Genomic DNA, 25,200 nt, shown 5'->3' on the forward strand with positions numbered 1-25,200 from the left:
GAGATCCATGCACGCATGGCAGTCTTGAATAAATTCACAGAATTAGGTCGCCCTCATACCCAAGTTGTCTCTTAAATTTGAGTAGCTTAAGGGAACTCAGCCTTTCAAACCTTTATGCAACAAAGCCGTTTTAAACTGATTCAAGCATTATGTTAAAGATAAATTAAATTACATTCTTCAGATCTTTTTTATGCTGTTTCACTTGTTGTGCATAACGTTTGCCTTGCTTACGCATTTTACGGTTTTTCTCATAGGCAGTCGGACCTACATTATAATAGCCCAGTGCTTTTTCTAAGCTGCCACTGGATTCATGATAACGAGAAAGAATATGGCTACCACATGAAATATTTATAGCTTCATTATATAAATCATCACCACAAGTCGCTTGCCAATATCTTGGCATAATTTGCATGAGGCCAACAGCTCCAGCATGTGAAGCCACTTGGCTACGATAAGTTGACTCCTGACGAATTACGGCTGCTACAAGTAATGGATCCAGACGATTTTTTTCTGCATTCTGAATAATCAAAGGTGAAACGCGAGTTGCGGTGGTTGCTGGAACACCGTAGGCTGTCTGAATTCCTTTAGACAGTTGAGCAGAACGTTTTTCTAAAGAATTGCCGCCAAGAGAAGAACAGGCACTAAAAAACACGGTACTTAGACCAAGCAGCCCAATTTTAAAAATTGTGCTATTGAATACTGGTAATAATAAGTTTTTTCTAACAGAAAATTTGCCTAACAACTTTCAGCTTCCATGTATTTTTAAAATTAAACTGATCTTAGGAAGATGTATAAAAATCGTCAAGAAATTATATGATTTGTTTACAAAGTCAAAGCAGATCTGCTTGAATCATGGATGATTTATGAAGAGGTGATCAAAGAAAAGCCGGTTGGAATAGAGATTTATTTAAGGCTTTTCTTGGTGTTATGGATAAGATGAGGATCGACATCGATTAGGCTAGGTTTTTAAGCATCCAGATTTCACAGGCTTGACTATGGCCAGTGTCGCCTTCAGGCCGATCCAGATGCTCAAAACCTAAGTTCTCGTACAGCTTCACCGCTTGCCAAAGGTTTTTGGTAGTCTCGATATAAATCCGTTCAAATTTATGTTGTCGGGCAAAATCAAAGGCCAAATTCAAAATCTGTTTTGCAAAGCCATATCTACGAATGGCTGGTAGAAAATACATTTTCTGTATTTCTAGAATATTGTGGTCACCTTGTAGTGGAGCAATACCACCACCGCCATAAACCTGATCCTGTTCATCAACAATGACCCAATAGGCAGAATTTGGCTGTTGATATACGTCATACAGGTGATCCAGAATTGAATCACCTACAGCGAAACCGGACTCCGCTGCCAGACCAAACTCCATGGAAACGTCACGAATAATCTTGGCAATTTGAGCATTATCTTGAGGCTGAAGGGGACGAATAGAATACATAGCACATGACATAAAAGAAGATGGAATTTTTATAGTCCGAAAACTTTAAAAAATCCATCTTTTTCCTTCAATTTTTCTTCGATAAAGTTTTATTTTAGCTCACTCGAAGATTTACCCAGTTCGCGTCGAGCGATAATCAGTTGCTGAATCTGCTGGGTACCTTCAAAAATATCCAGAATCTTGGAATCACGTGCCCATTTTTCTAACAGTTCAGTTTCGTTATAGCCTACCGCAGCTGCCAATTCTACACATTTTAAGGTGATTTCATTCCCCATACGTCCAGCTTTGGCCTTTGCAATAGATGCTTCACGTGAATTCGGTTTATGATTATCTGCCATCCACGCCGCTTTGAGCATCAGCAAGCGCGCAGCTTCCCATTCTGCTTCCATACGATAGATTTGTGCAGCGATATTGGAGCTTTGTAAATAGGGCGTGACATAACTGGAATCCAGTTGATCCTTAAAAATTTCCTTGATACGTTCCAGCGAGGCTTTGGCACAGCCAATTGCCATGGCAGCGACCAATGGCCGGGTATTATCAAAGGTTTCCATTACACCGGCAAAGCCCTTGGCAACATCGATTTCTGCATGACCGAGCAAGTTTGCCGCAGGTACTCGACAATTGATCAGGCGAATCGTGGCAGTATCCGAAGCTTTAATTCCTAACTTATGTTCCAGTCGTTCAACCTTCATTCCGGGCGTACCTTTGGTCACCACAAATGATTTAATTGCCGATCGTCCCAGTTTTTTATCTAATGTTGCCCAGACCACAACCGCATCGGCACGTTCCCCAGAGGTCACAAAAATCTTCTCACCATTTAAAATATAGTCATCACCATCTTTGGTCGCAGTGGTGCGAATTGCAGCGGAATCTGAGCCGAAACCTGGTTCGGTAATCGCCATGGCTGCCCAAGTCCCATGAAAACGTTGTCGCTGTTCTTCATTTGCCACCGCTGCAATGGCTGAATTTCCTAAACCTTGACGTGGCATAGACAGCAATAAACCCGTATCGCCATAGCACATTTCAATAATACTCAGGGCAGTAGACATATTAATACCATTTTTATTGCTGCTGTCGGTCTCGCCCCGTTTATTCACTGCTGCGCCCGCATTCATACCTTCACTGCCTTGGTTCATACCATCTACGATGGAGGCCAGCATATCCAGCTCTTTAGGATAAGTGTGTTCAGCCTTATCATATTTACGCGAAATAGGGCGGAGTACATTGAGTGCAACTTCATGCGCTTGATCAATCAGGAGTCTGAATTTTTTTGGATTTTGTAGATTCATGATAGTTCTCTTTATTCTCCGATCAGGCATGTAGGCCAGAATGAACAATCGCAGTGGCTCTGAGGTCTCGATACCATCGTTCGACCGGGTGTTCTTTTGTAAAGCCATGACCACCCAAAATCTGCACGCCATCTGTACCGATTTTCATGGATTTTTCTGCGCAGAGTAAACGTGCCAGATAAGCTTCACGATGAAAAGGTTGGCCGGATTCAGCCAGACTGGCAGCATTGAAAATCAGCATCTGCATGGCATCAATTTCAATCGCCATATCGGCAATCATAAAAGCGACACTCTGACGATGGGAAATGGGCTCGCCAAAGGCAGTCCGTTCATTGGCATATTGTATGCAGTATTTTTTCACGGCTTCACAAGTGCCGACGGCCATGGCACACCACATCAAATTGCCTAAATCAACGAAAGTATGATAATCGAAATCATCATCACCCAAACGCTGCGCTGGTGTATTTTTAAATTGAAGTGTGATGCTTTCAGTTGCTTTTAGACCCATGGCAGGGGATTTTTTTGCAGTAATGCTATGGTCACGTTGTACCACAAAGACCTCAGGTGTTCCGTCTAGATCGGCACTGACCAGATAAAGATCCGCATTTTCTCCGAGCATGACCAAGGTCTTTTCACCGCTAATCAGATAATGCGCCTGATGAGCAATCGCTTGAGTTTTTAGTTGATACGGATTAAATGCGGCGGTTTCTTCCTGTACCGCAAAGCTTGCTTTCAGCTCTGGATTTTCTGCGAAAGCACCAAGATATTTTGCCTGAATCTGCTCTGAACCCCAGCGGGTAATGGCATTGATCACACTAAAGCTAGACAGTAAACCGGCAGTCAAACTGAAATCCCCGCGAGCCAAATGTTGTGCAATTAAAATATTACTGACAATATTCTGTTCGCAGGCGATACCCCCTAAAGCTTCGGGCAAGGCATAGAAATTCAGACCGAGATCGGTGTTATATTGCCACAGTTCATACGGAAATATTTCCTGCTGATCGGCAGCATGCGCCAATGGATAAAGTACCTCTTGAGCAAATTTCTGCATCGCATCGCAGGTCAGTTGCTGTTCTACAGACAGGTTTAGATCAAACAGTGCTTTAGATTGAGGGGGGAGACGCTGTTTTTGAATGTTCTGGCCAGATTTCAGGATTTTCTGGGTTTGACTCAGGGTTTTAAATCCTGCTTTGGAACTTTGATACAGGGATTTTTCTATAAATTTACGCAGCTTTAATTGATCTAATATTTCGCTACCCGCAATTTTGGTCAGCATGGACAAGCCAAATCCTTGAGCTTTGTTCACCATATTATTCATTTTGATTATCCTATGGGTGTTGTCACGTTATTTTATTCATGCTGACATGCACGCCAAGAAAAAACCATGTCATCGCTGACATGAATGATTGACAATTTTTAAGTTATTAAAAGTTAATAGATGGTAAGCTAAGTTTATGAAAATATAATTAAAAACAAGAAAAGAGAAAATTATTTTTGAATAAAAATTGACCCGGATGACAAAATCATCCGGGTTTCTATGTAGCGTCTATTAGGGTATCAAAGGTAATTTTTGATCATGGCACGCACATTGGTTTTGGCATCAATCACGGTCATAAAGGTATATGCACCGATGAATTTACGACTAATAAACATAAATTCCTTGGGTGGAACACTGAAATAACGCGAAGCCATAGATCTTGAAGCCTGTTGCATGACACGGCTATGCAATTGGCTTTTTTTCCAGTCATAACGATTATGTTGATCCATCACATTAGCTGGCAGCTCCTGATTATTCAATGGTGAGCTAAAAGCCTCAGTGGCCAGTAAAAAGACCTTGGCCATATCCGGCTTGATGCTTTGCGGAATTGAATCAAAAAACTCATAACCGGTCATGGCTTTGACCATCATGTCTGAGTCGTGATGATAACCGGCCTGAATCAGATTGCGTGCGACGCTGAGCAGATGCTGGTCAAACTGACGGATGGCACCAAAGTCGAGCAGGACAATCTTGTCAGGAATATCTTCGCCATTGCCCAGACGAACCAGATAATTCCCAAAGTTCGGATCGGTCTGCATTTCACCCCATTCAAAAATTTCACGTACGGCAATTTCTAACGATGCTTCACCCAACTGGTTGCGTCGTTCTTGTGGCAGAGACAACATTACTGGGCTATTGATCGGCACACCGCGTTCGAAAGTCATGCACAGCACGCGATCAGAGCAATACTCATCAATAATCGTCGGCACGATATAGCGCGGATCGTCTTTTAAACGTGCAGCAAAACGCCGCGTGGTATCTGCTTCAATCTGATAGTCGACTTCACGATGCATCATCTCACGGACTTCATCGAACCACTGGTCGAACTCGCGGGTTTGCGGCACCAGACGCGTCAGTTTAAGCATGTTTTTAAACAGGCTCATATCTGAATCAATGGCTTCTGCCACACCGGGATACTGAATTTTTAAGACCAGTTCCATGCCATCAGATTTGCGGGTGGCGCGATGGACTTGGGCTAAAGATGCAGTGCCTAAAGGCTCATGATCAATGGTGAGATCATTCAGCTTTGCACCGAGCTGCTGCTGTAATTGTGTCTTGATCGCTGGCCAAGCAAGTGCCACGGTCTGGTTGTTGAGCGTATTTAAAGCCTGTGTGACTTCTTCTGGCAAAAAGTGTTCGCCATACAGCGCCATCATCTGGCCGATTTTAACAATTGAACCTTTGAGCTTACCAATTTCTGCAACCAGATAATCCGCCTGCTCTTTCATGGCTTTTTTACGTTTCTTTTCTTTTTCTTCTTCACTCGAAAATATGGAGCCTGCACTGGAAGCCGCCCAACGCGTGCCTGCCAGCAAGGATGCCTTTGCGATCGATAAGCGTCGATCCATAGAGGAGGTTTTCAGTTGTTTAAGCTTATCGTTCTGATCTGACATGTAAACTCAATCCTTTCATCATCAGCATGAAGCAGAATAAATCATTGTAGGGGATATTAGCGCTTCTGCACGTATTAAAAAAGTTTAAGCCGCTGAATTCATAGTAAAAGCTAGGCAAGCTTTCATTTATTCACCAGCCTGTATCAGTTTAGACAGGGCATTATGCCATTTGAAATTGGATTTTTAATTCAGATCGTTGTTGTAACTGTTGTTTATTTGTTTGAATATGTTGATGAATCAGGTGCTGGACACTGTCGTGCATAAAGCCCAAAGCATAGCCTTTTACAATCACAATACTTGGCAAACCAAAAAACAGATATTTGGCATCGTCCAGTGTGGCACTGCTAAATACACCATGCTGGATTAAAGTTGACTGCAAAAATACCTTTTCTTGCTGCACCTGACCGGAAACCTGGTCATTCCAGTAATTTTGGCGCATCGCCATAAGATTATTGTGCTTATAGCTCATAGGACCGGGCTCGTTTGAAGATTTAATTCGGATTATATGTGGGTGATATGCCAGTTTTCAATTGCACAACTGTTTAATTTGCTGCCGGAGAAATACATAGGATTTTTGCAAGGACTGCGTTAATATTCATGGATAATTTAAACAATATTGATTGTTAAACATTTATTGGAATTATACCAGTTTAGGTAAAGGGGATTTTATGCGTCTTGCATGGTTTTTGGTTGCAGTTTTTGCGGGTAGTGCAGTTCAGACTCAGGCTGCTGTAGGATATTCCAAGGAATATTCGCAGTGTATGAACTTTAGTTATGGTAATACCGCTAAAGCAGAGAAATGCCTAAAGAAAGAGCTGAAACTACACAACAAACGTCTGAAGAAAAGCTATAAAAATTATCTAAAGCTGAATCCGAATCAGACCGCGGCCATCCGCAGTCAGCATGTGCTTTGGGAACGTAAACTGTCGCAGCAATGTAATTTAAGAGTGTCTGGAAAATATGCCAAACAGCAGCAAGGTCAATGTATGCTGGCCTTGATTATGGATCAGGCAAATCTTTATCAATCCCGCTCCTATGCACCAGGTTCACGATAAATCAATACATGAGGCATAGTTTGAATCGTCTGAACTTGCTCTAAAAAAACTAGAATGACAGGTTAAGGATTGTGTAAAAAAACACGAATTTTATCATTTTTATGAGCCTAGAGAATTCGTGTTTTTCATACTTTTAGCATTATAAAAGCAGGCAAAACAAGGTATCATAAGGCGTTTAAAAAAATGACCTTGGAGACGCCCTACGTGGATCGACCGACTATTAGCCCTGAACATATTCAGGAAGCCGCTGAAAACCTAAGCACAATTCGTGATTTTATCCGCTTTGGTGTGACAGCATTACGTCAATATGATGCGCACTTAGGCCAAGGTACAGAAGATTATTTTGCTGAAAGTTCAGCATTGGTATTACAAAGCATGTCATTGGAATGGAAAGCGGATGCTGAAATTCTCGAGGCAAAATTACTCCCAAGTGAAAAAGCTGAATTTTTAGCATTGTTGGAGCGCCGTATCAATGAGCGTATGCCAACTTCATATTTATTGAATTTAGCCTACTTTGACGATAAACCTTATTACGTGGATGAGCGTGTACTGATTCCACGTTCACCGATTGCTGAACTGATTCAAAATCGTTTTGCACCTTACTGCCTGGATGAAAATTATCAGGCGCGTGAAGGGGTAAACAATCTACCTGAAAATCCAGATCCAAAAATGCCTCGCCGTATTTTAGATATGTGTACAGGTTCAGGTTGTATCGCGATTGCTCTGGCTTATGCTTTTCCGGAAGCCGAAGTCGATGCCACTGATTTATCTAAGGATGCTTTAGAAGTAGCACAAATTAACTGTGAACATCATAACCAACAGTTTAATGTGGCCTTGCTTGAGTCTGACCTGTTCGAAAAAATTCCTGCTGAAAATCAATATGATTTAATCGTATCGAACCCACCATATGTGGATGCAGAAGATATGGCTGATCTTCCCGATGAGTTCCATCACGAACCTGAAATGGCATTGGCTGCGGGTCAGGATGGTTTGGACCTTGTACGTAAAATGTTGGCACAAGCGGCTGATTACCTGACTGAAGACGGTCTTATTGTCATTGAAGTCGGTAACTCGGAATGGGCGATGAAACAGAACTTCAATTCAGTCGATTTCTACTGGTTACAATTCCAGAAAGGTGGTTCAGGTATCTTTGCACTCACTGCACAGCAATGCCGTACTTACCGCGATTTATTCATTCAGTCTATTCAAGCATAAGGAGTCGTGTGACATGGCAGGTAATAGTATAGGGCAACTGTTCCGTGTGACGACTTGTGGTGAATCTCACGGTGTGGGCCTGATGGCCATCGTTGATGGGGTTCCACCGGGTATTGAGCTGTGTGAAGCCGATTTGCAAAAAGATTTGGACCGTCGTAAGCCGGGTACATCGAAATTTGCCACCCAGCGTAAAGAGCCGGATGAAGTGGAAATTATTTCTGGTGTGTTTGAGGGTAAAACCACCGGAACATCGATCGGGCTCTTGATTCGTAATACGGATCAGAAATCGAAAGATTATGGCAATATCGCGCAAACTTTCCGTCCGGGTCATGCAGACTATACCTATACCCAGAAGTACGGTTTCCGTGATTATCGTGGTGGTGGCCGTTCAAGCGCGCGTGAAACAGCGATGCGTGTGGCAGCGGGTGCCATTGCCAAGAAATTCCTGTTAGAGAAATTTGGCATTGAAATTCGTGGCCATGTCACACAAATTGGCACTGAAAAAGCAGAAAAACTGGACTGGAATGAAGTGCCAAACAATCCATTCTTCTGTGGCGATGTGGATGCCGTGCCACGTTTTGAAGTGCTCGTGACTTCACTACGTGAACAAGGCACCAGCTGCGGTGCAAAACTTGAAATTATTGCGTCTAAAGTACCTGTGGGTTGGGGTGAACCGGTCTTCGATCGTTTAGATGCAGATATTGCGCATGCCATGATGTCGATTAACGCGGTCAAAGGCGTTGAAATTGGTGATGGTTTTGGCGTCGCTGAGCAATTTGGTCATGAAACACGTGATGAGTTAACAACAGACGGTTTTCTGGCAAACCATGCCGGTGGTATTTTAGGCGGTATTTCTAGTGGTCAGGACATTCGTGTCGCGATTGCACTGAAACCAACGGCTTCAATCACTACTCCGGGTAAAACCATTAATATCGATCGTGAAGATACAGACGTGTTGACCAAAGGCCGTCATGATCCTTGCGTGGGCGTGCGTGCGACACCAATTGCAGAAGCGATGTTGGCGATTGTGCTGATGGATCACTTTATGCGTCATCGTGCGCAAAATGCCGATGTAGTTACGCCTTTTGAGCCGATTGAACCAAAATAATTCGCTTTTCATCTGAAGCGGATACGATTAGAGTCAGACTTCGGTCTGGCTTTTTTTATATTTATATAATGAAAAATAACAATATTCGCTTGGCAAAAACTACAGATATCCAGAACATTGTTGTATTGATCAATACAGCTTATCGTTCCAATCGTGGCTGGACACATGAACATGAGATGGTTGCTGGGGAACGGATTAATTGTGATCAAGTAGTGAGTCTCTTGGTGCAGAGCAACGTTAAGCTTTTTGTATTAGGGAATCATGATCAGATCATTGGCTGTATTGGGCTGACTGAATACGATGACTCTATCGAAATTGGAAGTTTTGCCATTGATCCAGACCAACAAAACTCGGGTTATGGAAAGCAGTTACTAGATTTTGCCGAGTCTTATATTATTGATACGTATCAGAAGAAAGTGATTCGAATGTCAGTATTGAATGTCCGTACAGAATTGATTGCTTATTATGAGCGCCGGGGCTATCTATTGACTGAAAAAATTGAAGCATATCCACTAGATCAAAATGTCGGAGAGCCTTTGATTCCATTAAATTTACTGATTTTAGAAAAAATGATCAGATCAATATAATGAGTTGATGAAAGTTCAAGCTTTTTATCCCTTAAATTAAGTAGTGAAACAGCCACTAAATATGCTAGTTTTTGTGCACCGTCTAAAGGGTGTTGAAAAATAGACGGGAAACAGACCAGGATGGCACATGCTGCAAATTATTTTAACTTCTTTATTTCCTCTTATTGGCTTGATCAGCTTTGGCTATCTGCTTAAGCATGGGCAATGGTTGAGTGAAGACTTTTGGCGCGGTGCAGAAAAGTTAAATTATTATGCACTGTTTCCAGTGATGTTATTTTTAAATCTGGCCACTGCCAAGATTCAGATGAATGTGATTCAGGATGTGGTACTGGTGGTATTTAGTATCATGATCGTGGTCAGTATCGTACTGTATATCTTGCGCCATATGTACCAGATATCTTATGCGCGTTTTGGCGTCTATGTTCAGGGCTTGTTGCGCTTCAATACCTATATCGGACTTGCTGCGGTCAGTAGCTTATTTCATCAGCAGGGCATGACCATCTTCGCTGTGATCATGGTGTTGTGTATTCCTTTGGTGAATATCTTATCGGTACTGGCATTTACCCGCAGTCACGATATGCAGCTGAAAAAAATCATTCTGGATTTGTCTAAAAATCCATTAATTTTAGGCTGTATGGTGGGTGGTGTGTTTAATCTTTCCGGTTTGGCACTCTGGGCAGGAGCAGAGCAATTTCTTAAACAGATTGCACTATGCAGTTTGCCACTCGGTCTGATGTGTGTAGGAGCAGCCTTAAAGTTTCAGGGCTTTCAGCGAGATGTATTGCCACTCAGTCTGATGACCTTTGGTCGCCTGTTTGGAATGCCGCTGATTGCATTTTTAGTCTGTAAAATTTTCCAGATTGATGCATTCACCACGCAAGTATTGGTATTGTTCTTTGCCTTACCTACCGCCTCAGCGTCTTATGTGTTAACCCGGGTATATGGCGGCGATAGCCAGTTAATGGCGAGCATCATTAGTGTACAAACCGTCGTAGCGGCGGGAAGCTTAATATTGGTACTTTCCTGGATTATTTAAAATTCCTTGATTCTCAAATAGATGATATAAGATCTAAATCCTGAATTTAAACTCTCTATGCTTTGAACCATTAAAATAGCCTAAGCAATAAAGGTTCTATTTAAGCGCCAAAATCAAATCAATCCTAAAATCTTATAAAGTTTAGAATCTGTTGTATCTCGCTGAATAGAGCAAAAGTGAAATCTAAAAATTTGGTAGATGGGCAATATCAGTCAGCAGCAATAACTCAGTTTAATTCGGAACAGTAATTACAAATTGATTCACGTGAACTCACATAAATAAAAACTGTCTTATTGAATAAAATGGTATATAAATTGCTCATGATAATAAAACATTATTGCAGGAGAGAAATGCTTCTGCGTTCGCCGAAGGAGCAAGTTCCCAGGAAACTCTCAGGCAAAAGGACTGTGATAATGGATAAAAACTCTGGAGAGAAGTGTTCAATCACTCACCGAAGGGGAAGGTGCTCGCATTGATGTGCAATGCAGCGACCGAAGCTCTCAGGTACACATGACAGATGGGAAAAGACATCAATATAATCAAGGAGGTGTCTATGTGTCATGTCGTGGTGATTGGGGCGGGTATTACTGGGGTAACCACAGCGTATGAGCTTGCTTTGGCAGGCTATCAGGTGACTGTGATAGATCGACATCTCTATCCGGCCATGGAAACTTCTTTTGCCAATGGCGGCCAGCTTTCAGCCTGTAATGCCGAAGTATGGAACCAGAAAGCTACGGTACTCAAAGGTATCAAATGGATGTCTCAAAAAACTGCACCACTTTTGCTCAATCCTTCTTTTAGTGTGCATAAATATAGTTGGCTCATGGAATTTTTGGGAAATATCAAACATTATGAAGCCAATACCCGAGAGACTGTACGTTTGGCTTTATTGGCCAGAGCACGTTTGTATGAAATTGCCCAAACAGAACAGATTGATTTTGATCTGGAAAAACGCGGCATTTTACATTTTTATCATAACAAGACGGATTACGATGTCGCGATCAAGGTCAATGACCTGTTGTGTAGCGGCGGACTGGAGCGCAATGCCATTTCCAATGCGGAAATCAAGCAGATCGAACCTGCATTAACAGGCGATTACTATGCCGGATTTTACTGCCAGAGCGATGCGACCGGAGATATTCATAAATTCAGTACAGGACTGGCCAAAGCCTGCATGCAAAAAGGCGTGAAATTTGAATTTGGCCAAGATGTCTTTGCCGTCGATCATCAGGCTCAACATATTCGGGTGAAATGCAAACCCAGTACTGAAAATGTACATCATTCTACAGATGACATCCTGGAAATTAATGCAGATGCCATTGTGGTGTGTGCGGGTGTGGGCAGTTATCAATTGGCCGAGATTTTAGAGGAACGAGTCAATGTTTATCCGGTCAAAGGTTATTCAATTACCGTGCAGCTGAATGATGAACAGAGCCAAAACAATGCACCATGGGTCAGCTTGCTCGATGAAAGTGCCAAAATTGTCTTGTCACGTCTGGGTAAGGATCGTTTACGAGTCGCAGGAACCGCCGAGTTTAATGGCTATAACCGGGATATTCGTGCAGACCGGATTCAACCACTGATTGACTGGAGCAATCGTAACTTTGATCTGTGTACCGAGCATGTCGTACCTTGGGCTGGCTTACGCCCGATGATGCCAAATATGATGCCTGTGGTGCGCCGTGGTAAACATGAGCGGGTATTTTATAATACCGGCCATGGTCATCTGGGCTGGACCTTGTCGGCTGCAACGGCTGCACTGATTAGCAAGGAAATTGCTCAATACTATCCTGCTTAAATTGATGGCCCGCATGCGGGCTATTTTTTACATCAAATTTCTCATTTTATATAAGGTTAAGTTTTTAATATTTTTTAAATTGAATCAATCATATAAGCGATAAACCCCAGTAAAACGTTCACAACCTTTTTGCTGAGTGTTGACGGCTAGAATCGCTTTACTATAGTTAAACTCATAGCGGCAGTCATTTTCATTATCCATGATCTGTTCTTTTGCTGCAGGCGTGGTATAGGCTAAAAATGGAACAGTCTGCGTTTCGGCCCGGTTATTGGGATTGCGATAGGCCAGACCTTCAATCTTGATGCGGTCTTTAGTCAGTTGATGAATCTTGATATGCACAGGCTGTTTGGCCATTTGTCCCTGCTCGAACTTAATATAATGCTGAGTTAGGCTTTGATTCAGTGAAATATAGATATTTAAATCATCGAGGCGCCATTCAAACTGCTGTTTAAAACAGTCCAGCGTTTTGCATTGCTGTAACCGATTTGCCCATAACTGTTGGGTGTCTTGCAATAAGCGAACGGGGGCATCAGTAATTAAAAAAGCGGTCAAGTATTGGTCAGCGAGTTTTTCCCGAGCTTCGGACAGCGCTACTGAGCAGACTTTATTCATGGCCGCTGTTTTTTTGCTGTCGTTGTTACAGTCGAGTGGGTTCGCTGAACTACCCGCAGATATCATCCCCAGGCCGAGCATCAGGCCAATTATTTTCAACATATTTATATCAGTTTTCAGTAGCATGATCGCTTATACTTTCACTGTGTTACGCTTGGTCTAACTATAGCGAAATAGAAAGCAAGTGTACAAGATTTCAATGGGCTATTTCTAAAGGATGTATAAGGTGATCGCACAAATTCGTATTGGTCAGGGTCTGGATGTGCACGCATTTGAAGAGGGTGAGTTTGTCACTTTGGCCGGCATTCAAATTCCGCATACGCACGGTCTGAAAGCACATTCGGATGGTGATGTGATTCTGCATGCACTCTGTGATGCATTGTTGGGCGCGTTGGCACTTGGAGATATTGGCCAGCATTTTCCGGATACCGATCCGGATTTTAAAGGTGCGGATAGCCGGGTATTGTTGAAGCAGGTTTATCAGTTAATTCTGGATCGTGGCTATCAGCTGAACAATGCTGATATTACCGTCGCCTGTGAACGTCCAAAACTGGCGAAACACAATCTGGCCATGCGTCAAAGTATCGCAGATGTGCTCAATGTCGATGTCACTCAAATCAGTATTAAAGCCACTACCACTGAGCAGCTCGGTTTTACCGGTCGTCAGGAAGGTATTTTATCTATGGCAACCGTGCTGTTGAGCCATAATAAATAGGCTCAGACAAAATAATTTGGATTAATCAGGGATCGTTCCAGTTCCTGGGTTGCTTTACGGCCTTGCAGCTGTAGGGCAACTGCATGCATGAGACCTGTCCAGGTTTCATTCGGTTCCCAGATTTGATGCAAATGTTCATGCGCCGTAGGAAGATCCACGTCCATATAGTATTGACGATATAAATACATCAGACAGCTGACATGATAGTTTTGTGAACAGTGTACCCAGACCATCTGTTCCTTAATCAGGTGATTGATCAGCTCGAGTACCAGTAAACATTGATTGTCTGAAGGGGTTTCCCATGAAATCGGTAACTGGATATAGTTCAGGCCCAGCTCAAGGCAAATTTTATCTTCATGTGGCAGATATTGGTCGTTATCTGTTAATGCTACATTGATGACCGTAGACACACCGTATTCTTTAATCAGCTGCAGCTGCTCAGTTGTCGGTTGACCGGATGTAAATAAATGGTCATGTATAAACTGAAAATTATCAATCTGGCTTAATGCTGTTTCAATATCATTCATCAGATAAAATTTCCTTGTTCAGAAATGCAAACGCCATCTTGGCGATGGCGTTTGTCAGATCATTTAACGATTAGCTAAAGTATCTTTTAATGCCTCATGCATGTCGAGTAAGACTTTTTCAGTCGTTTCCCAGTCGATACAGCCATCAGTGACTGATTGGCCATACTCCATATCACAAAGGTTCGTAGGAATGTCCTGACGACCGCCTTTAAGATGACTTTCTACCATAATACCAACAATTGACTTGTTTCCATCAAGAATTTGTTCGGAAATATTTTTGAGTACAAGCGGTTGCAGGTACGGGTCTTTGTTTGAGTTGGCATGGCTGGCATCAATCATGATTTTGGTGCTGACTTTGGCCTTGGCTAATGCGGCTTCCGCATCTGCGACCGAGCCGGCATCATAGTTAGGCTTGCCATTACCGCCACGCAGTACCACGTGGGCATACGGGTTGCCTGAAGTACGGATCACAGCGACCTGACCTTGATCGTTTAAACCAAGGAAGCTATGGCCATGTTTGACCGATTGCATCGCATTGGTTGCCACGGTTAAACCGCCGTCCGTCCCGTTTTTAAAGCCGACTGGTGAAGACAGACCTGAAGACATTTCACGATGCGTCTGGCTTTCAGTCGTACGTGCACCAATTGCAGACCATGAAATCAGGTCTTGATAATACTGCGGTGAGTTCGGATCAAGTGCTTCAGTGGCACATGGTAAACCTATTTCATTCAGTTCAAGTAACAGCTTACGACCGATACGCAGACCTTTTTCGATATTGAACGAGTCGTTCATATCCGGATCGTTGATCAGGCCTTTCCAGCCCACTGTGGTACGTGGTTTTTCAAAATAAACCCGCATCACGATGTATAAGCTGTCTTTAACTTTTTCGCTTAACGCTTTTAAGCGTTCAGCATATTCGTGTGCAGCCGCAGGATCATGAATAGAACAGGGGCCGATGACAACGAACAGGCGTTTGTCTTCACCATCCAGGATTTTACGAATCGTTTCACGACCATGCAGTACGGTTTGATAAGCAGTTTCAGTCAAAGGTAATTCTGCTTTAAGCTCAGCAGGGGTTACCAAAGGAATCATGCTGTGGATATTCACGTCATCAATATCTGATGCTGAAATGGGATTTGACTGTTGTGTATTCATTGCCGTCACTGGTTCGATCATACAAAAGGTTGTTTAATAGCCCGAATATAACATGAATGATGCGTCACTTTGTTATAAAAAAGATGAATACTTCTTTGAAAAAAAAGTGATGAATCGCATAGTTAAATTAAACGGACTGGGAATTCTGGCTCATGACGACCATCGCTGTTTCGGCAGGTTGAGCCGGTTTTGATTTTACAGGGTTAAGCATGAAATTCAGGCCGAGCCCAAATAAGGTAATGCCTAAAATTTTGCGAATCAGTTTTTCTGGCATCCGTGAACTGAGTAAAGTGCCGACAATAATCGCTGGAATAGAACCCACCAATAACCACATGAGCAGCATGAAATCGACATTGCCTGATGACATATGCCCCAAGCCTGCAACCAGCGTCAGTAACACCGCATGCACCACGTCTGAGCCAATGATACGAATCATCGGCAGATTCGGAAACATCACCACTAAAGCCATGATGCCAAATGCACCTGCACCGACTGAAGATAAGGTGACAAAAATACCCAAGATAACGCCCATAATCATGATGGCGATGCGCTTTTCCTTGGCTTGCAGTTTTACTTTTTCCAGATCCTGCGTCATATCTGGCAGTTCTTGTTTTCGGTATTTGTTGAAAAGATTTTCGATCTGGGTGCGAAACAGAATAGACAAGCCGGTAATGGTCAGCATAAAGCCCAATACCATGGTCAGGACGGCCTTGTAATGTGTCGATTGGCTTAAATAGTTGTCGAGTACCCAATGCGTGGCAAAAGATGCTGGAATACTGCCTACTGCCAGCCAGATCACAATTGGCCAGACAATATTCATTTTTTTGGCATGCACAAAAGAACCGCAGAATTTTGAAATCGCGGCATAGAGCAGATCCGTACCAATTGCAATGTGGGGTTCAATCCGGAATAGGCTGATCAGAATGGGTGTCATCAATGAGCCACCACCGACACCGGTTACTCCAACACAAAAACCTACCAACACACCTGCTAAAATAAACTCAATCGGACCAAACATGCATATATGCCAAAATCAAAAAACGTGGATATCTTATGACTTTTGGATATAAGTCGTTGTCTTGATTATTGATTTACTTATGCATAAAAAAGATAAAGCACTGGGCTTAAAATTAAATGAAGTTTCATGTTCATCCTCGCTATAGAAAATAACGTGAAAGACCGGTCACTTATTTTAAAGGACACTTTGATCTGCCTGAAAATGAAGATGAATCAGGAAAACCACTTCAATAGAAAAAATCATCAGGGAAGATTAAGAGTAGGCTAAGTAATTCTAAAGCATACCTTTCTTAAAATATAAGATGCTCACTGCTTATTCAGGCATAAACCCAGCTTTATGTTAGAATTACGATTAAATACAGTTCAATACGGATCTGAGAGGGAACTCACTTGCTAAATCGAAAACTTAAAATTGGAATCGTGGTCGGTGAAGTTTCTGGAGATACGCTTGGCGCAAAATTGATTCGCCGTTTTCGTGAGCAAGGCATTGATGCTGAATTTGAAGGTATCGGTGGTCCGCAAATGATCGCGGAAGGTTTTAAAAGCTATTATCCGATGGATATTTTATCGGTGATGGGCATTGTCGAAGTTTTAAAAGATATTAAAAAACTTTTTGCTGTGCGGGATGGTCTGGTGGAAACCTGGACTAAAGACCCGGTCGATATTTTTATCGGGATTGATGCGCCTGATTTTAACCTGCGTTTGTCAAAAACTATTAAACAAAAACAGTTACCGATTAAAACGGTGCAATACGTCAGTCCTTCGGTCTGGGCATGGCGTCAGGGACGTGTGCATGGGATTAAAGCCAGTATTGATCTGGTACTGTGCTTATTTCCATTTGAAAAAGCCTTTTTCAAGCAATGGGATGTGCCAGCAGCTTTTGTTGGACATCCATTGGCCAGCCAGTTACCGCTTGAAAATCCAATTCTGGCGGCCAAGACAGAACTAGGTCTGGATCCAAATCAGAAATATATTGCCTTATTGCCGGGCAGCCGTCGTGGTGAAATTGAACGTTTAGGGCCTTTGGTTCTGGATGCTGCCAATATTTTGCATCAGAAATATCCGGAATATACCTTTCTGATTCCTGCCATTAATGATGCACGCAAGCAGCAAATCGAAAGTTTACTGGTCACTTATTCTGAGAGCCTAAAGGCCCAGATGCGCCTGATGGAAAATACCAGCCCTGAGTCCAAAATTGGTCGTCAGGTCATGAATGCATCCAATATCATTGCATTGGCTTCCGGAACTGCAACGCTTGAAGCGATGTTGCTGCACCGTCCGATGGTGACTTTTTATAAACTGCACTGGCTAACTTATCAAATTGCCAAATTACTGGTAAAAATCCCTTATTTTTCATTGCCAAATATTATTGCCGGCAAAAAAGTCATTCAGGAGCTGATTCAAGCCGATGCTACGCCTGAAAAGCTGGCGGCTGAAATTGAAAAACTGATGAATATTGAAACTGCACAAATTCAGGTGATGCAGCATATCACCATGCATAAGCAGCTATTGTCTGGTAATAGCGAAGACCCGGTCAAAGCCGTGCTCGCGCTAATCCAGTAATTTGACATTATTGTTCTGACAATTCAGCCGGTACTGGGTGGGCGTCTGTTCAAACTGTTTTTTAAAACTTTGACTGAAGGCCGTCTCGGATGAATAACCAACGCCATGTGCGATCTGCTGAATGCTAAATCCGCTATTTCGCAAATATTGTGCCGCCAGCCGAAGGCGATGCTGTTGCAAATAAGCCAGTGGCGGCTCACCGACAATCTGGGTAAAGAGCTGGGCAAATTTGGAACGTGACATATGACATTGCTCAGCCAGACTTTCTACGGTCCAGAACTGCTCAGGTTTGCCATGAATTGCAGCGAGTGCATTGGACAGTTCCGGATGCGAGAGCGCATTCAGCCAGCTCGAGGAATTTTCCAGATTTAAAATATAATCTCGCACACATTCAATCAGTAAAATACTGACCAGATGATCCAGAATCTTGTCACGTCCCGGCCGCATCTGCTGGGTTTCCAGCGCCAGAAACTGTAAACCGACCTGTAACCATTCCGGTGCGGTGTCGCCCAGAATATGCTGAATATGCAGGTATTTAGGTAAGGCACTTAGCAGAGGCTTTGCCATCTGCATATCCAGGCTGGAACGAATAGCCAGTATGAAACTATGCTCCGCCGAATTTTCCCGATTGAGATCAACACATTGCTGTGCATTGCTCTGAAAATAAGGATTAATCGCATGGTGCTCAGAAAAATCGGCATTGTCTGGGCAGGAAACATGATGGGCGGAACCAGCGGGTAATAGCACCAGATCACCTTGTTGTAGCTCGAGCAGATCACCATTCATGAACTTTAATTGCGCCTGTCCTTGTAATAGGATATAGGCCAACATAAAGGGTTCATGCTGATAGTCAAAGCCGCCCGGATGAAACACATTCAGATAAAGATATTCTGATTTTTCCAGATGAATATCATCAAAAATTTTACTTAAAGCATCCATGCCTAACTCTATTCTTCTGTTTTATTTCATTTAATTGACTATAAATTTTTTAACTTTGTGATTTTAGGCCAGAATTTGGCAGCATGTGCCAAAGACGCTGACATAGCTTTTCTGGACGTTGAATACTGTTCGCTTCTGCTGAAATATTCAACTATAAGTGCAGAGTAACATAAAAAAGGAAGGTCGCAATGAATGCCCCTGCACAAATCCAGAAAGCGCAGTTTACGCAGGAAGCGTACGCACCAAAAGGTGTAAAGCTGGATAAAAAACGTTTTGGCTGGTTGCTCAGCCCAGGTCTGCCTGTGATCGGAATGGGAATTCTGGCCGGTTATCATTTTGGTCCCAAAGCCACTCAAAAAATCTTTGCGATGGGCGGGCCTTTATTACTGCATGTGATTATTCCGACATTAGATGCCCTGATTGGCGATGATGCCAATAATCCAAATGATGAGCAGATCAAGGCACTGGTTAACGATCCTTATTATGACCGCATTGTAAAAGCATTTATTCCCTTGCAAATGGCAGCCAATGCCTTTGCTGGCTATGTCGTAAGCCGACCAAATGTGTCTTTGCTGGATCAGGTACTGCTTGGAATTTCTATGGGGGCGATTAATGGTGTGGGGGTGAATACCGCACATGAACTCAGCCATCGTCCCCAGAAAAAAGACCATTACTGGTCTCATGCCAGCCTGATGCCTTTGGGCTATAACCATTTCCGGATTGAACATCCTTATGGACACCATAAACGGGTAGCCACGCCTGAAGATCCGGCATCTTCGAAAATGGGTGAATCTTTTTACCGCTTCTGGCCACGTACCGTAATAGGCGGATTAAAATCTGCAATCCAGATTGAAAAAAGACGGCTCGAGCGTAAGGGACTGAAATTTTTTAGTCAGGAAAATGAACTGTTTCATGGTTGGGCCATGAGTGCCGGCTATCATGCCTTGATGCTAAAGGCGTATGGCAAGAAAATTATTCCTTATACACTGACACAGGCATTTTATGGCGTCAGCCTGTTTGAGATTGTGAATTATATCGAGCACTACGGACTAAAACGCGGACAGAAAGCGGATGGCAGTTATGAGCGAACCTTGCCGGAACATAGCTGGAATAACAACAATATCGTGACCAATCTGTTTTTGTATCAGTTACAACGCCATTCCGATCATCATGCCTTTCCAAGCCGGCCATTTCAGGCGCTACGGCATTTTGATGAAGCGCCAGAATTACCGAGCGGTTATGCGACCATGTTGATTCCAGCCCTGATTCCACCTTTATGGTACAAAATCATGGATCAGCGAGTCTATCAGCATTATCAGGGCGATTTAAGCAAGGCCAATATCTTGCCTTCCAAGCGTGCCAAGCTTTTAAAAAAATTTGGTGTAAAAGACTCTGCAGCTTAATGAATTAAAAAATAAAAATGCGCCGATAAAGGCGCATTTTTTGATGAATTCTGCCTAGAACCAGTCGCCTTGCATATTCAGGCAAGTATCATCCAGATTCATCAGTAATTTGGCCTGATGTTCAATTTCAGGCAATTCCCAGCGGATAAAATATTGGGCTGCCTGAAACTTGCCCGCCAAAAAGTCCTGATCTTCTTTTTGATCGGAATTGTCAAATTTAAGTTGTGCCTGCTGCGCCATGTCTAAGCAGAGCCAGGCAATCATGGTTTTTCCCATCATGTCTAAATAAAGCCCAGAGTTGGCTAATGCTTCATTGATTTGGCCTTGATGTAGAGCCTGACCTAAAATCTGGGTGGTTTTTTGCAGGGTAGCCAGATGCTGTTGAAAACTTTTGGCCAGTGCGACTAACTTGGGATTCTGAATCTCAGACAACGTATGCTGGATGCGTTGCATCAACAGGCTGAGTCCCTTGCCATTGTGCTGCCAGAGTTTACGCCCAAGCAAATCCAGGGACTGAATGCCATACGTGCCTTCATGAATCGGATTGAGGCGGTTATCGCGGTAGCATTGTTCGACCGGATAATCACGGGTATAACCCGCGCCGCCCAAAACCTGAATCGCCAGATCATTGGCTTTTGGGCCATAGGCTGAAGGGAAGGATTTGACCACTGGAGTGATCAGATCAAGCAAGAGGGCACTGTTCTCATCATGTGCTGCCTGATGTTCATCAATCAGACGCGCCGCAAATAAACACAGGGCCAGTGATCCTTCGACATAAGCTTTTTGTGCCAGCAGCATACGTTTGACATCACTATGCTCAATAATATTGACCGGTTTGGAATCAGGCGATTTTTCATGTGCAAGACGACCTTGCGGACGGTTTTTGGCATAGTTTAAGGATTCCAGATAACCGCGATAGCCAATCATGGCTGCACCCAAGCCTACGCCGACACGCGCCTCATTCATCATTTTAAACATATATTTTAAGCCATGACCTGCTTCACCAATCAAATAGCCTAAGCAAGCATCATTTTCGCCAAAGCTTAAAACCGTTGAAGTCGTTCCTCTATAACCCATTTTGTGCAGTAAACCAGCCAGCTGTACATCATTGGATTCACCTATAGAGCCATCTGGATTGGTTTTAAATTTCGGCACAATGAACAGGGAAATACCTTTGACCCCTTGCGGTGCATCCTGAATCCGCGCCAGAACCAGATGAATAATATTTTCGGTAATATCCTGATCACCACCAGAAATAAACATTTTCTGGCCTTTAATGTTATAAGTTCCATCTGCCAGAGGAATAGCTTTGGTCGTTAGATCACCCAGAGAAGAACCGACATTCGGCTCGGTCATGGCCATGGTGCCGGCAAAGCGGCCACTCAACATATGCGGTAGGAATATTTGCTTTTGTTCTGGGGAGGCAAAAGCCTGTATCAGGTTCGCCGCAGCGGCTGTTAGAAAAGAATAAGCCACGGTGGACGGATTGGCTGACATGAAATAAGCATTGCAGGCCATATTCACCAAAGTGGGCAGTTGCATGCCACCATCTGCATAATCATGCTGGGCGCAAAGCAGGCCGGCATCGGCAAACTGCTGCCACGCCGTTTTGACTTCAGCAATGGTTTTGACCTGCTTCCCATCAAAGCTCGGTTCATGCTGATCGGCTTTGGCATTATGCGGGGCAAAGTAATCGGTCGCGATACCCTTGGCTGTATCTAAAATACTGTCAAAGGTATTTTTATCATGCTCCTGATAACGTTCCAGTTTTGTCAGAGCTTCAAGTTTGAAGACATCATAAAGTAGAAAATTAAGATCTTTATCATTTATTAGCTCGGTCACGGTACTGTCCTGAATGTAAAATCCTTGAGATAGCGCCAAGACTAACAGTTGCTTTTATTCAGCAGGATTGTCAATAATGACATCAAACAGGTAAAAAATGACAATGAGGTCAAGATGCAGCGAGTCGTAGTTTTGGGTTTTGATGGCGCTCTGGCTTCTGCCATTACCGGTGTCGTCGATTTATTTGCCATGGCCGGTGTGAGCTGGAACCGGATTCAGCAGCAGGATGTACAACGCCTGTTTAAGGTCAGTATCGCCAGTCCAGATGGACAACCGATTCGTTGTATTAATGGTCTGGAATTACAGGTACATTGTTCCTATCAAGAGATTCAAACCGCAGATATTGTGGTGGTGCCCACCATCGCTGCACCGATTCAGGATGTATTGCAACAGAATCCAGAACTGATTCATTTTTTAAAATCTGCACATGCAGATGCGACTTTAATTGCCGGAAACTGCACCGGGAATTTTTTTCTGGCAGAAGCCGGTATTTTAGATAATCGCGTGGCAACGACGCATTGGGGCTTTCAAGATATTTTCCGGAAGCATTATCCGCAGGTCAAATTGAATGCCGATCTGATGATTAGCCGCGACCAGAATATCTATTGCGCGGGTGGAGGCCTGGCCTGGTTCGACCTAGGCTTACATCTGATTGAACGTTTTTATGGCTTTGAGGTGGCCATGCAATCGGCCAAATCTTTTGTGATTGATTATCGACGCGATAGCCAGCTGTCTTATTCCTTACTCAAGATTGGACAACCGCATCATGATGAACTGGTGCAAAATGTCCAGAACTGGCTGGAGCAGCATTTTCATGAGTCTTTTAGCTTGGATGATATTGCAACACGTTTTAATGTCACCACGCGTACCTTGATTCGCCATTTTAAACAGGCACTGGACTTGCCGCCAAATCAGTATCTGCAAGCGATCCGAATTGAAGCTGCACGCAAACGTCTGGAAGAAACCGATCAGGCGGTGGATGTGATCATGCAAAATATTGGTTATCAGGACCCAAGTTCATTTCGCCGTTTATTTCATAGAAAAACTGGCTTGACGCCGTTGGAATATCGGCGCCGCTTTAGCCGTCGCTTTTAGAAGTGTTTAATAAGAAGGTTGTATTTCCCCCGCTTTACGGCCATGCAACAGGTAATACCAGATCAGACAGCTGATGGTCAGTACAGCAGAGTACAGGTAAAGTTGACGATAACCGATCTGATCCAGAAGCATGCCGAGGAAATAAGGTCCAAAACCCAAACCTGCATCTAGCGCAATAAAGAAGGTTGAAGTCGCCAGCCCCATACGCTGCAAACTGGTACTTTTTACCGCAATGGTCTGACAGACGGACTGGAGATTACCAAAGCCAAAACCAAGCAGTGCGGCGCTGGCCAATAACATCGTAGCATTATGGGCCTGACTGAGTAATAAAATTCCTAAGGCCATAATCACAATGGCCGGATAGATGATGATGTTTTCACCTTTACGATCCATTAGCGGGCCGGTAAATGGACGTGAAAGCAAAATCGCAATGGCATACATCAGAAAGAAAAAAGAAGCCGTTTCGACTAAATTAATCTCTTTGGCATAGAAATGAATAAAAGATAAGACGCCGGAATAGCAGGTTGCCACAATCAGAACAATCATCGAAATCGGCAAAGCCTTGGGTTCAATATATTGCGCCAGTCTGCTAGATGATTGATTTTCTATATGATTGACTGGATTCGTTATTTTAATCTGTGGCGGCTGAATAAACAGGCTGCAAATCAGGCAGCTGAGTGCGACTACACTGGTAAAAACAAAAATCACCTGATAGTTAAAATTTGACATTAGCCAGATGCCTAAGAAGGGGCCAATCGCTGTGCCAAGTGTGCTGCTCATACTAAAATAACCAATGCCTTCACCACGTCGAGTCGCAGGAATGGTCTGGGCAATCACGGTGCCTAATACCGTTGAGGCCACACCCATCATAAAACCGTGCATCAGACGGATGCCCAGTAAAATTTCCAGCTTGGCCGGAATCAGATAGAGGCCAGAAAAAAGCAGAAAACCTGTCAGACCGGCCACAAGCGTAATTTTTAGGCCCAAACGGTTTAGCAGTTTCCCGATAATAAGACGGCCGAATAAGGTACCGACAATAAACAAGCCAGAAACCAGCCCTGCCTGTGCCGTGGTTGCACCTAATTCTGCTACCGAGTAGCCGACAATCACAATCACCAGCAAATAAAACACCAGCACCAACTGGAAATTCACCAGACTGATCAAAATAAAATTGGGAGTCCATAAAGGCGTTTGTTCTTGGCTCATTAAAGTCGATCCTGCGAAGCGGGTTGTAACTGCTGAATGAGCTGCATCAAGATATTTTTACTACTTTCAATATCATCTGAGGCAATTTGCTCAAGCAACTGCTTTTCAAATGCCTCAATCTGTGTGGAACCCAGGGCAAAAGTCTCGACTCCTTGCTCACTCAGTGTGAATAGCTTCTGACGCTTGTCTGCAGTTTCGAGTTGGCTAATTAGACCGAGTTCCACTAAATTCTGGATACGTTTACTGATGCTGGGTTTAGATACGTTCAAATAATGAGAAATATCCATCAGGGTACATTGCTGATGCGTCTGAATCACATACAGCACTTGCCATAAGGAATAATTTAACTGTGAAGATAATAAAATCGTATTGATTTCATCACTGAGTAACCGTGCACAACGTAATAACAAGGCGCGAAATGGAAGAGAGGCAGAAGGCATATAGTTAACCTGGCTAACTAATTTACAGCCAATTTACGCCTATTTTTTGGATTACACAAGTGGTCACCGTTCAATTAAATATTCACTTGCATATTTAATTAACCTGAGTTCGATGAAATATTTTAGCTTTTTAGCAAGTTTTGGAAAGTTGGCTTATTTGGATTTAAGCAATAAGCCACTATAGCAGCCATAATATTCACCATAAAGTTATTCACCGAACGATGA

The 25,200-nt window shown here is 43.2% G+C and carries 24 protein-coding genes, 1 pseudogene and 1 riboswitch; of the genes and pseudogenes, 10 read left to right on the plus strand and 15 right to left on the minus strand.

What is annotated here, in order from left to right:
• Positions 1-163: 163 nt before the first annotated feature.
• The 6 genes from FTU40_RS13995 to FTU40_RS14020 all read right to left on the minus strand — a co-directional run bounded on the left by FTU40_RS13995 (position 164) and on the right by FTU40_RS14020 (position 6,131).
• Positions 164-742, minus strand: coding sequence for a transglycosylase SLT domain-containing protein (locus tag FTU40_RS13995; RefSeq protein WP_180001429.1), 579 nt, complete (start codon positions 740-742; stop codon positions 164-166).
• 211 nt (positions 743-953) lie between these two features.
• Entirely contained in the window at positions 954-1,442 is a 489-nt protein-coding gene (locus FTU40_RS14000; RefSeq protein WP_180041251.1) for a GNAT family N-acetyltransferase, read from the minus strand.
• A gap of 89 nt (positions 1,443-1,531) precedes the next feature.
• Positions 1,532-2,731, minus strand: coding sequence for an acyl-CoA dehydrogenase family protein (locus tag FTU40_RS14005; protein WP_005097053.1), 1,200 nt, complete (start codon positions 2,729-2,731; stop codon positions 1,532-1,534).
• Positions 2,732-2,753: 22 nt separating this feature from the next.
• Positions 2,754-4,049: an acyl-CoA dehydrogenase family protein gene (locus FTU40_RS14010; protein ID WP_180041253.1), complete on the minus strand. Its 1,296-nt coding sequence runs from the start codon at positions 4,047-4,049 to the stop codon at positions 2,754-2,756.
• Between the two features lie 239 nt (positions 4,050-4,288).
• Positions 4,289-5,662 carry an AarF/ABC1/UbiB kinase family protein gene (locus FTU40_RS14015; RefSeq protein ID WP_074382716.1) on the minus strand — a complete coding sequence of 458 codons (1,374 nt, stop codon included), beginning with the start codon at positions 5,660-5,662 and terminating at the stop codon, positions 4,289-4,291.
• Between the two features lie 160 nt (positions 5,663-5,822).
• Positions 5,823-6,131 carry a hypothetical protein gene (locus tag FTU40_RS14020; RefSeq protein ID WP_005097049.1) on the minus strand — a complete coding sequence of 103 codons (309 nt, stop codon included), beginning with the start codon at positions 6,129-6,131 and terminating at the stop codon, positions 5,823-5,825.
• Between the two features lie 199 nt (positions 6,132-6,330).
• Between FTU40_RS14020 and FTU40_RS14025 the strand changes: the two genes are divergently transcribed.
• The 6 genes from FTU40_RS14025 (at position 6,331) to FTU40_RS14050 (ending at position 12,461) form a co-directional block, all read left to right on the plus strand.
• Entirely contained in the window at positions 6,331-6,717 is a 387-nt protein-coding gene (locus FTU40_RS14025; protein ID WP_005097047.1) for a hypothetical protein, read from the plus strand.
• Positions 6,718-6,921: 204 nt separating this feature from the next.
• The gene (gene prmB / locus FTU40_RS14030) at positions 6,922-7,932 is read left to right on the plus strand and encodes a 50S ribosomal protein L3 N(5)-glutamine methyltransferase (protein WP_100328972.1); all 1,011 of its coding nucleotides are present in this window, start codon (positions 6,922-6,924) and stop codon (positions 7,930-7,932) included.
• A 13-nt stretch (positions 7,933-7,945) separates the two neighbouring features.
• Positions 7,946-9,040 (plus strand): chorismate synthase, encoded by a 1,095-nt coding sequence (gene aroC / locus FTU40_RS14035; RefSeq protein WP_180041255.1) that lies wholly within the window; start codon positions 7,946-7,948, stop codon positions 9,038-9,040.
• Positions 9,041-9,108: 68 nt separating this feature from the next.
• Entirely contained in the window at positions 9,109-9,627 is a 519-nt protein-coding gene (locus FTU40_RS14040; RefSeq protein ID WP_180041257.1) for a GNAT family N-acetyltransferase, read from the plus strand.
• Between the two features lie 127 nt (positions 9,628-9,754).
• Entirely contained in the window at positions 9,755-10,663 is a 909-nt protein-coding gene (locus FTU40_RS14045) for an AEC family transporter (protein WP_180001434.1), read from the plus strand.
• A 330-nt stretch (positions 10,664-10,993) separates the two neighbouring features.
• Positions 10,994-11,081: riboswitch (glycine riboswitch) on the plus strand.
• 135 nt (positions 11,082-11,216) lie between these two features.
• Positions 11,217-12,461 carry a D-amino acid dehydrogenase gene (locus tag FTU40_RS14050; protein WP_180001435.1) on the plus strand — a complete coding sequence of 415 codons (1,245 nt, stop codon included), beginning with the start codon at positions 11,217-11,219 and terminating at the stop codon, positions 12,459-12,461.
• A gap of 84 nt (positions 12,462-12,545) precedes the next feature.
• Here FTU40_RS14050 and FTU40_RS14055 read toward each other — a convergent pair whose 3' ends face one another.
• Positions 12,546-13,199 (minus strand): hypothetical protein, encoded by a 654-nt coding sequence (locus FTU40_RS14055; protein ID WP_005097039.1) that lies wholly within the window; start codon positions 13,197-13,199, stop codon positions 12,546-12,548.
• Positions 13,200-13,299: 100 nt separating this feature from the next.
• On the opposite strand from FTU40_RS14055, the gene ispF reads away from it, so the two are divergent.
• Complete coding sequence (gene ispF, locus FTU40_RS14060) at positions 13,300-13,788, plus strand: 2-C-methyl-D-erythritol 2,4-cyclodiphosphate synthase (protein ID WP_005170695.1); 489 nt, start codon at positions 13,300-13,302, stop codon at positions 13,786-13,788.
• Positions 13,789-13,790: 2 nt separating this feature from the next.
• Here the strand turns inward: ispF and FTU40_RS14065 are convergent, their stop codons facing one another.
• The 3 genes from FTU40_RS14065 to FTU40_RS14075 all read right to left on the minus strand — a co-directional run bounded on the left by FTU40_RS14065 (position 13,791) and on the right by FTU40_RS14075 (position 16,488).
• Positions 13,791-14,315: a protein tyrosine phosphatase family protein gene (locus FTU40_RS14065; protein ID WP_100535153.1), complete on the minus strand. Its 525-nt coding sequence runs from the start codon at positions 14,313-14,315 to the stop codon at positions 13,791-13,793.
• A gap of 63 nt (positions 14,316-14,378) precedes the next feature.
• Positions 14,379-15,470 (minus strand): 3-deoxy-7-phosphoheptulonate synthase, encoded by a 1,092-nt coding sequence (locus FTU40_RS14070; protein ID WP_180001437.1) that lies wholly within the window; start codon positions 15,468-15,470, stop codon positions 14,379-14,381.
• A gap of 127 nt (positions 15,471-15,597) precedes the next feature.
• Positions 15,598-16,488 (minus strand): sulfite exporter TauE/SafE family protein, encoded by an 891-nt coding sequence (locus tag FTU40_RS14075; protein WP_005097034.1) that lies wholly within the window; start codon positions 16,486-16,488, stop codon positions 15,598-15,600.
• A gap of 389 nt (positions 16,489-16,877) precedes the next feature.
• Between FTU40_RS14075 and lpxB the strand changes: the two genes are divergently transcribed.
• Positions 16,878-18,050, plus strand: coding sequence for a lipid-A-disaccharide synthase (gene lpxB, locus FTU40_RS14080; RefSeq protein ID WP_180041260.1), 1,173 nt, complete (start codon positions 16,878-16,880; stop codon positions 18,048-18,050).
• Here the strand turns inward: lpxB and FTU40_RS14085 are convergent.
• Entirely contained in the window at positions 18,039-18,989 is a 951-nt protein-coding gene (locus FTU40_RS14085; RefSeq protein WP_100328572.1) for an AraC family transcriptional regulator, read from the minus strand. The two genes, lpxB and FTU40_RS14085, sit on opposite strands and share 12 nt — an antisense overlap.
• 188 nt (positions 18,990-19,177) lie before the next feature.
• Between FTU40_RS14085 and FTU40_RS14090 the strand changes: the two genes are divergently transcribed.
• Positions 19,178-20,392 (plus strand): alkane 1-monooxygenase, encoded by a 1,215-nt coding sequence (locus FTU40_RS14090; protein WP_180041262.1) that lies wholly within the window; start codon positions 19,178-19,180, stop codon positions 20,390-20,392.
• A 54-nt stretch (positions 20,393-20,446) separates the two neighbouring features.
• Here the strand turns inward: FTU40_RS14090 and FTU40_RS14095 are convergent, their stop codons facing one another.
• Complete coding sequence (locus FTU40_RS14095) at positions 20,447-22,234, minus strand: acyl-CoA dehydrogenase (RefSeq protein WP_180041264.1); 1,788 nt, start codon at positions 22,232-22,234, stop codon at positions 20,447-20,449.
• Positions 22,235-22,348: 114 nt separating this feature from the next.
• Here FTU40_RS14095 and FTU40_RS14100 point away from each other — a divergent pair, with 114 nt between their 5' ends.
• Positions 22,349-23,329, plus strand: coding sequence for a GlxA family transcriptional regulator (locus FTU40_RS14100; RefSeq protein ID WP_180041266.1), 981 nt, complete (start codon positions 22,349-22,351; stop codon positions 23,327-23,329).
• A 6-nt stretch (positions 23,330-23,335) separates the two neighbouring features.
• Here FTU40_RS14100 and FTU40_RS14105 read toward each other — a convergent pair whose 3' ends face one another.
• The 3 genes and pseudogenes from FTU40_RS14105 to FTU40_RS14115 all read right to left on the minus strand — a co-directional run.
• The gene (locus FTU40_RS14105) at positions 23,336-24,535 is read right to left on the minus strand and encodes an MFS transporter (protein ID WP_005097026.1); all 1,200 of its coding nucleotides are present in this window, start codon (positions 24,533-24,535) and stop codon (positions 23,336-23,338) included.
• Positions 24,535-24,975, minus strand: coding sequence for a MarR family winged helix-turn-helix transcriptional regulator (locus tag FTU40_RS14110; protein WP_005170722.1), 441 nt, complete (start codon positions 24,973-24,975; stop codon positions 24,535-24,537). Before FTU40_RS14110 ends, FTU40_RS14105 begins: the two co-directional genes overlap by 1 nt.
• A gap of 122 nt (positions 24,976-25,097) precedes the next feature.
• A pseudogene (locus FTU40_RS14115) lies at positions 25,098-25,200 on the minus strand (IS982 family transposase); the annotation flags it as partial.

It is taken from the genome of Acinetobacter sp. YH12100, assembly GCF_013419135.1.
GTDB lineage: Bacteria > Pseudomonadota > Gammaproteobacteria > Pseudomonadales > Moraxellaceae > Acinetobacter > Acinetobacter pseudolwoffii.

Excerpts from the sequence above, each read along its gene's own strand:
- FTU40_RS14000 (WP_180041251.1), bottom strand. The coding sequence starts at position 1,442 with ATGTATTCTATTCGTCCCCTTCAGCCTCAAGATAATGCTCAAATTGCC.
- FTU40_RS14005 (WP_005097053.1), bottom strand. The coding sequence starts at position 2,731 with ATGAATCTACAAAATCCAAAAAAATTCAGACTCCTGATTGATCAAGCG.
- FTU40_RS14010 (WP_180041253.1), bottom strand. The coding sequence starts at position 4,049 with ATGAATAATATGGTGAACAAAGCTCAAGGATTTGGCTTGTCCATGCTG.
- FTU40_RS14015 (WP_074382716.1), bottom strand. The coding sequence starts at position 5,662 with ATGTCAGATCAGAACGATAAGCTTAAACAACTGAAAACCTCCTCTATG.
- FTU40_RS14020 (WP_005097049.1), bottom strand. The coding sequence starts at position 6,131 with ATGAGCTATAAGCACAATAATCTTATGGCGATGCGCCAAAATTACTGG.
- FTU40_RS14025 (WP_005097047.1), top strand. The coding sequence starts at position 6,331 with ATGCGTCTTGCATGGTTTTTGGTTGCAGTTTTTGCGGGTAGTGCAGTT.
- aroC (WP_180041255.1), top strand. The coding sequence starts at position 7,946 with ATGGCAGGTAATAGTATAGGGCAACTGTTCCGTGTGACGACTTGTGGT.
- FTU40_RS14040 (WP_180041257.1), top strand. The coding sequence starts at position 9,109 with ATGAAAAATAACAATATTCGCTTGGCAAAAACTACAGATATCCAGAAC.
- FTU40_RS14045 (WP_180001434.1), top strand. The coding sequence starts at position 9,755 with ATGCTGCAAATTATTTTAACTTCTTTATTTCCTCTTATTGGCTTGATC.
- FTU40_RS14050 (WP_180001435.1), top strand. The coding sequence starts at position 11,217 with ATGTGTCATGTCGTGGTGATTGGGGCGGGTATTACTGGGGTAACCACA.
- FTU40_RS14055 (WP_005097039.1), bottom strand. The coding sequence starts at position 13,199 with ATGCTACTGAAAACTGATATAAATATGTTGAAAATAATTGGCCTGATG.
- FTU40_RS14065 (WP_100535153.1), bottom strand. The coding sequence starts at position 14,315 with ATGAATGATATTGAAACAGCATTAAGCCAGATTGATAATTTTCAGTTT.
- FTU40_RS14070 (WP_180001437.1), bottom strand. The coding sequence starts at position 15,470 with ATGAATACACAACAGTCAAATCCCATTTCAGCATCAGATATTGATGAC.
- FTU40_RS14075 (WP_005097034.1), bottom strand. The coding sequence starts at position 16,488 with ATGTTTGGTCCGATTGAGTTTATTTTAGCAGGTGTGTTGGTAGGTTTT.
- FTU40_RS14085 (WP_100328572.1), bottom strand. The coding sequence starts at position 18,989 with ATGGATGCTTTAAGTAAAATTTTTGATGATATTCATCTGGAAAAATCA.
- FTU40_RS14090 (WP_180041262.1), top strand. The coding sequence starts at position 19,178 with ATGAATGCCCCTGCACAAATCCAGAAAGCGCAGTTTACGCAGGAAGCG.
- FTU40_RS14100 (WP_180041266.1), top strand. The coding sequence starts at position 22,349 with ATGCAGCGAGTCGTAGTTTTGGGTTTTGATGGCGCTCTGGCTTCTGCC.
- FTU40_RS14105 (WP_005097026.1), bottom strand. The coding sequence starts at position 24,535 with ATGAGCCAAGAACAAACGCCTTTATGGACTCCCAATTTTATTTTGATC.
- FTU40_RS14110 (WP_005170722.1), bottom strand. The coding sequence starts at position 24,975 with ATGCCTTCTGCCTCTCTTCCATTTCGCGCCTTGTTATTACGTTGTGCA.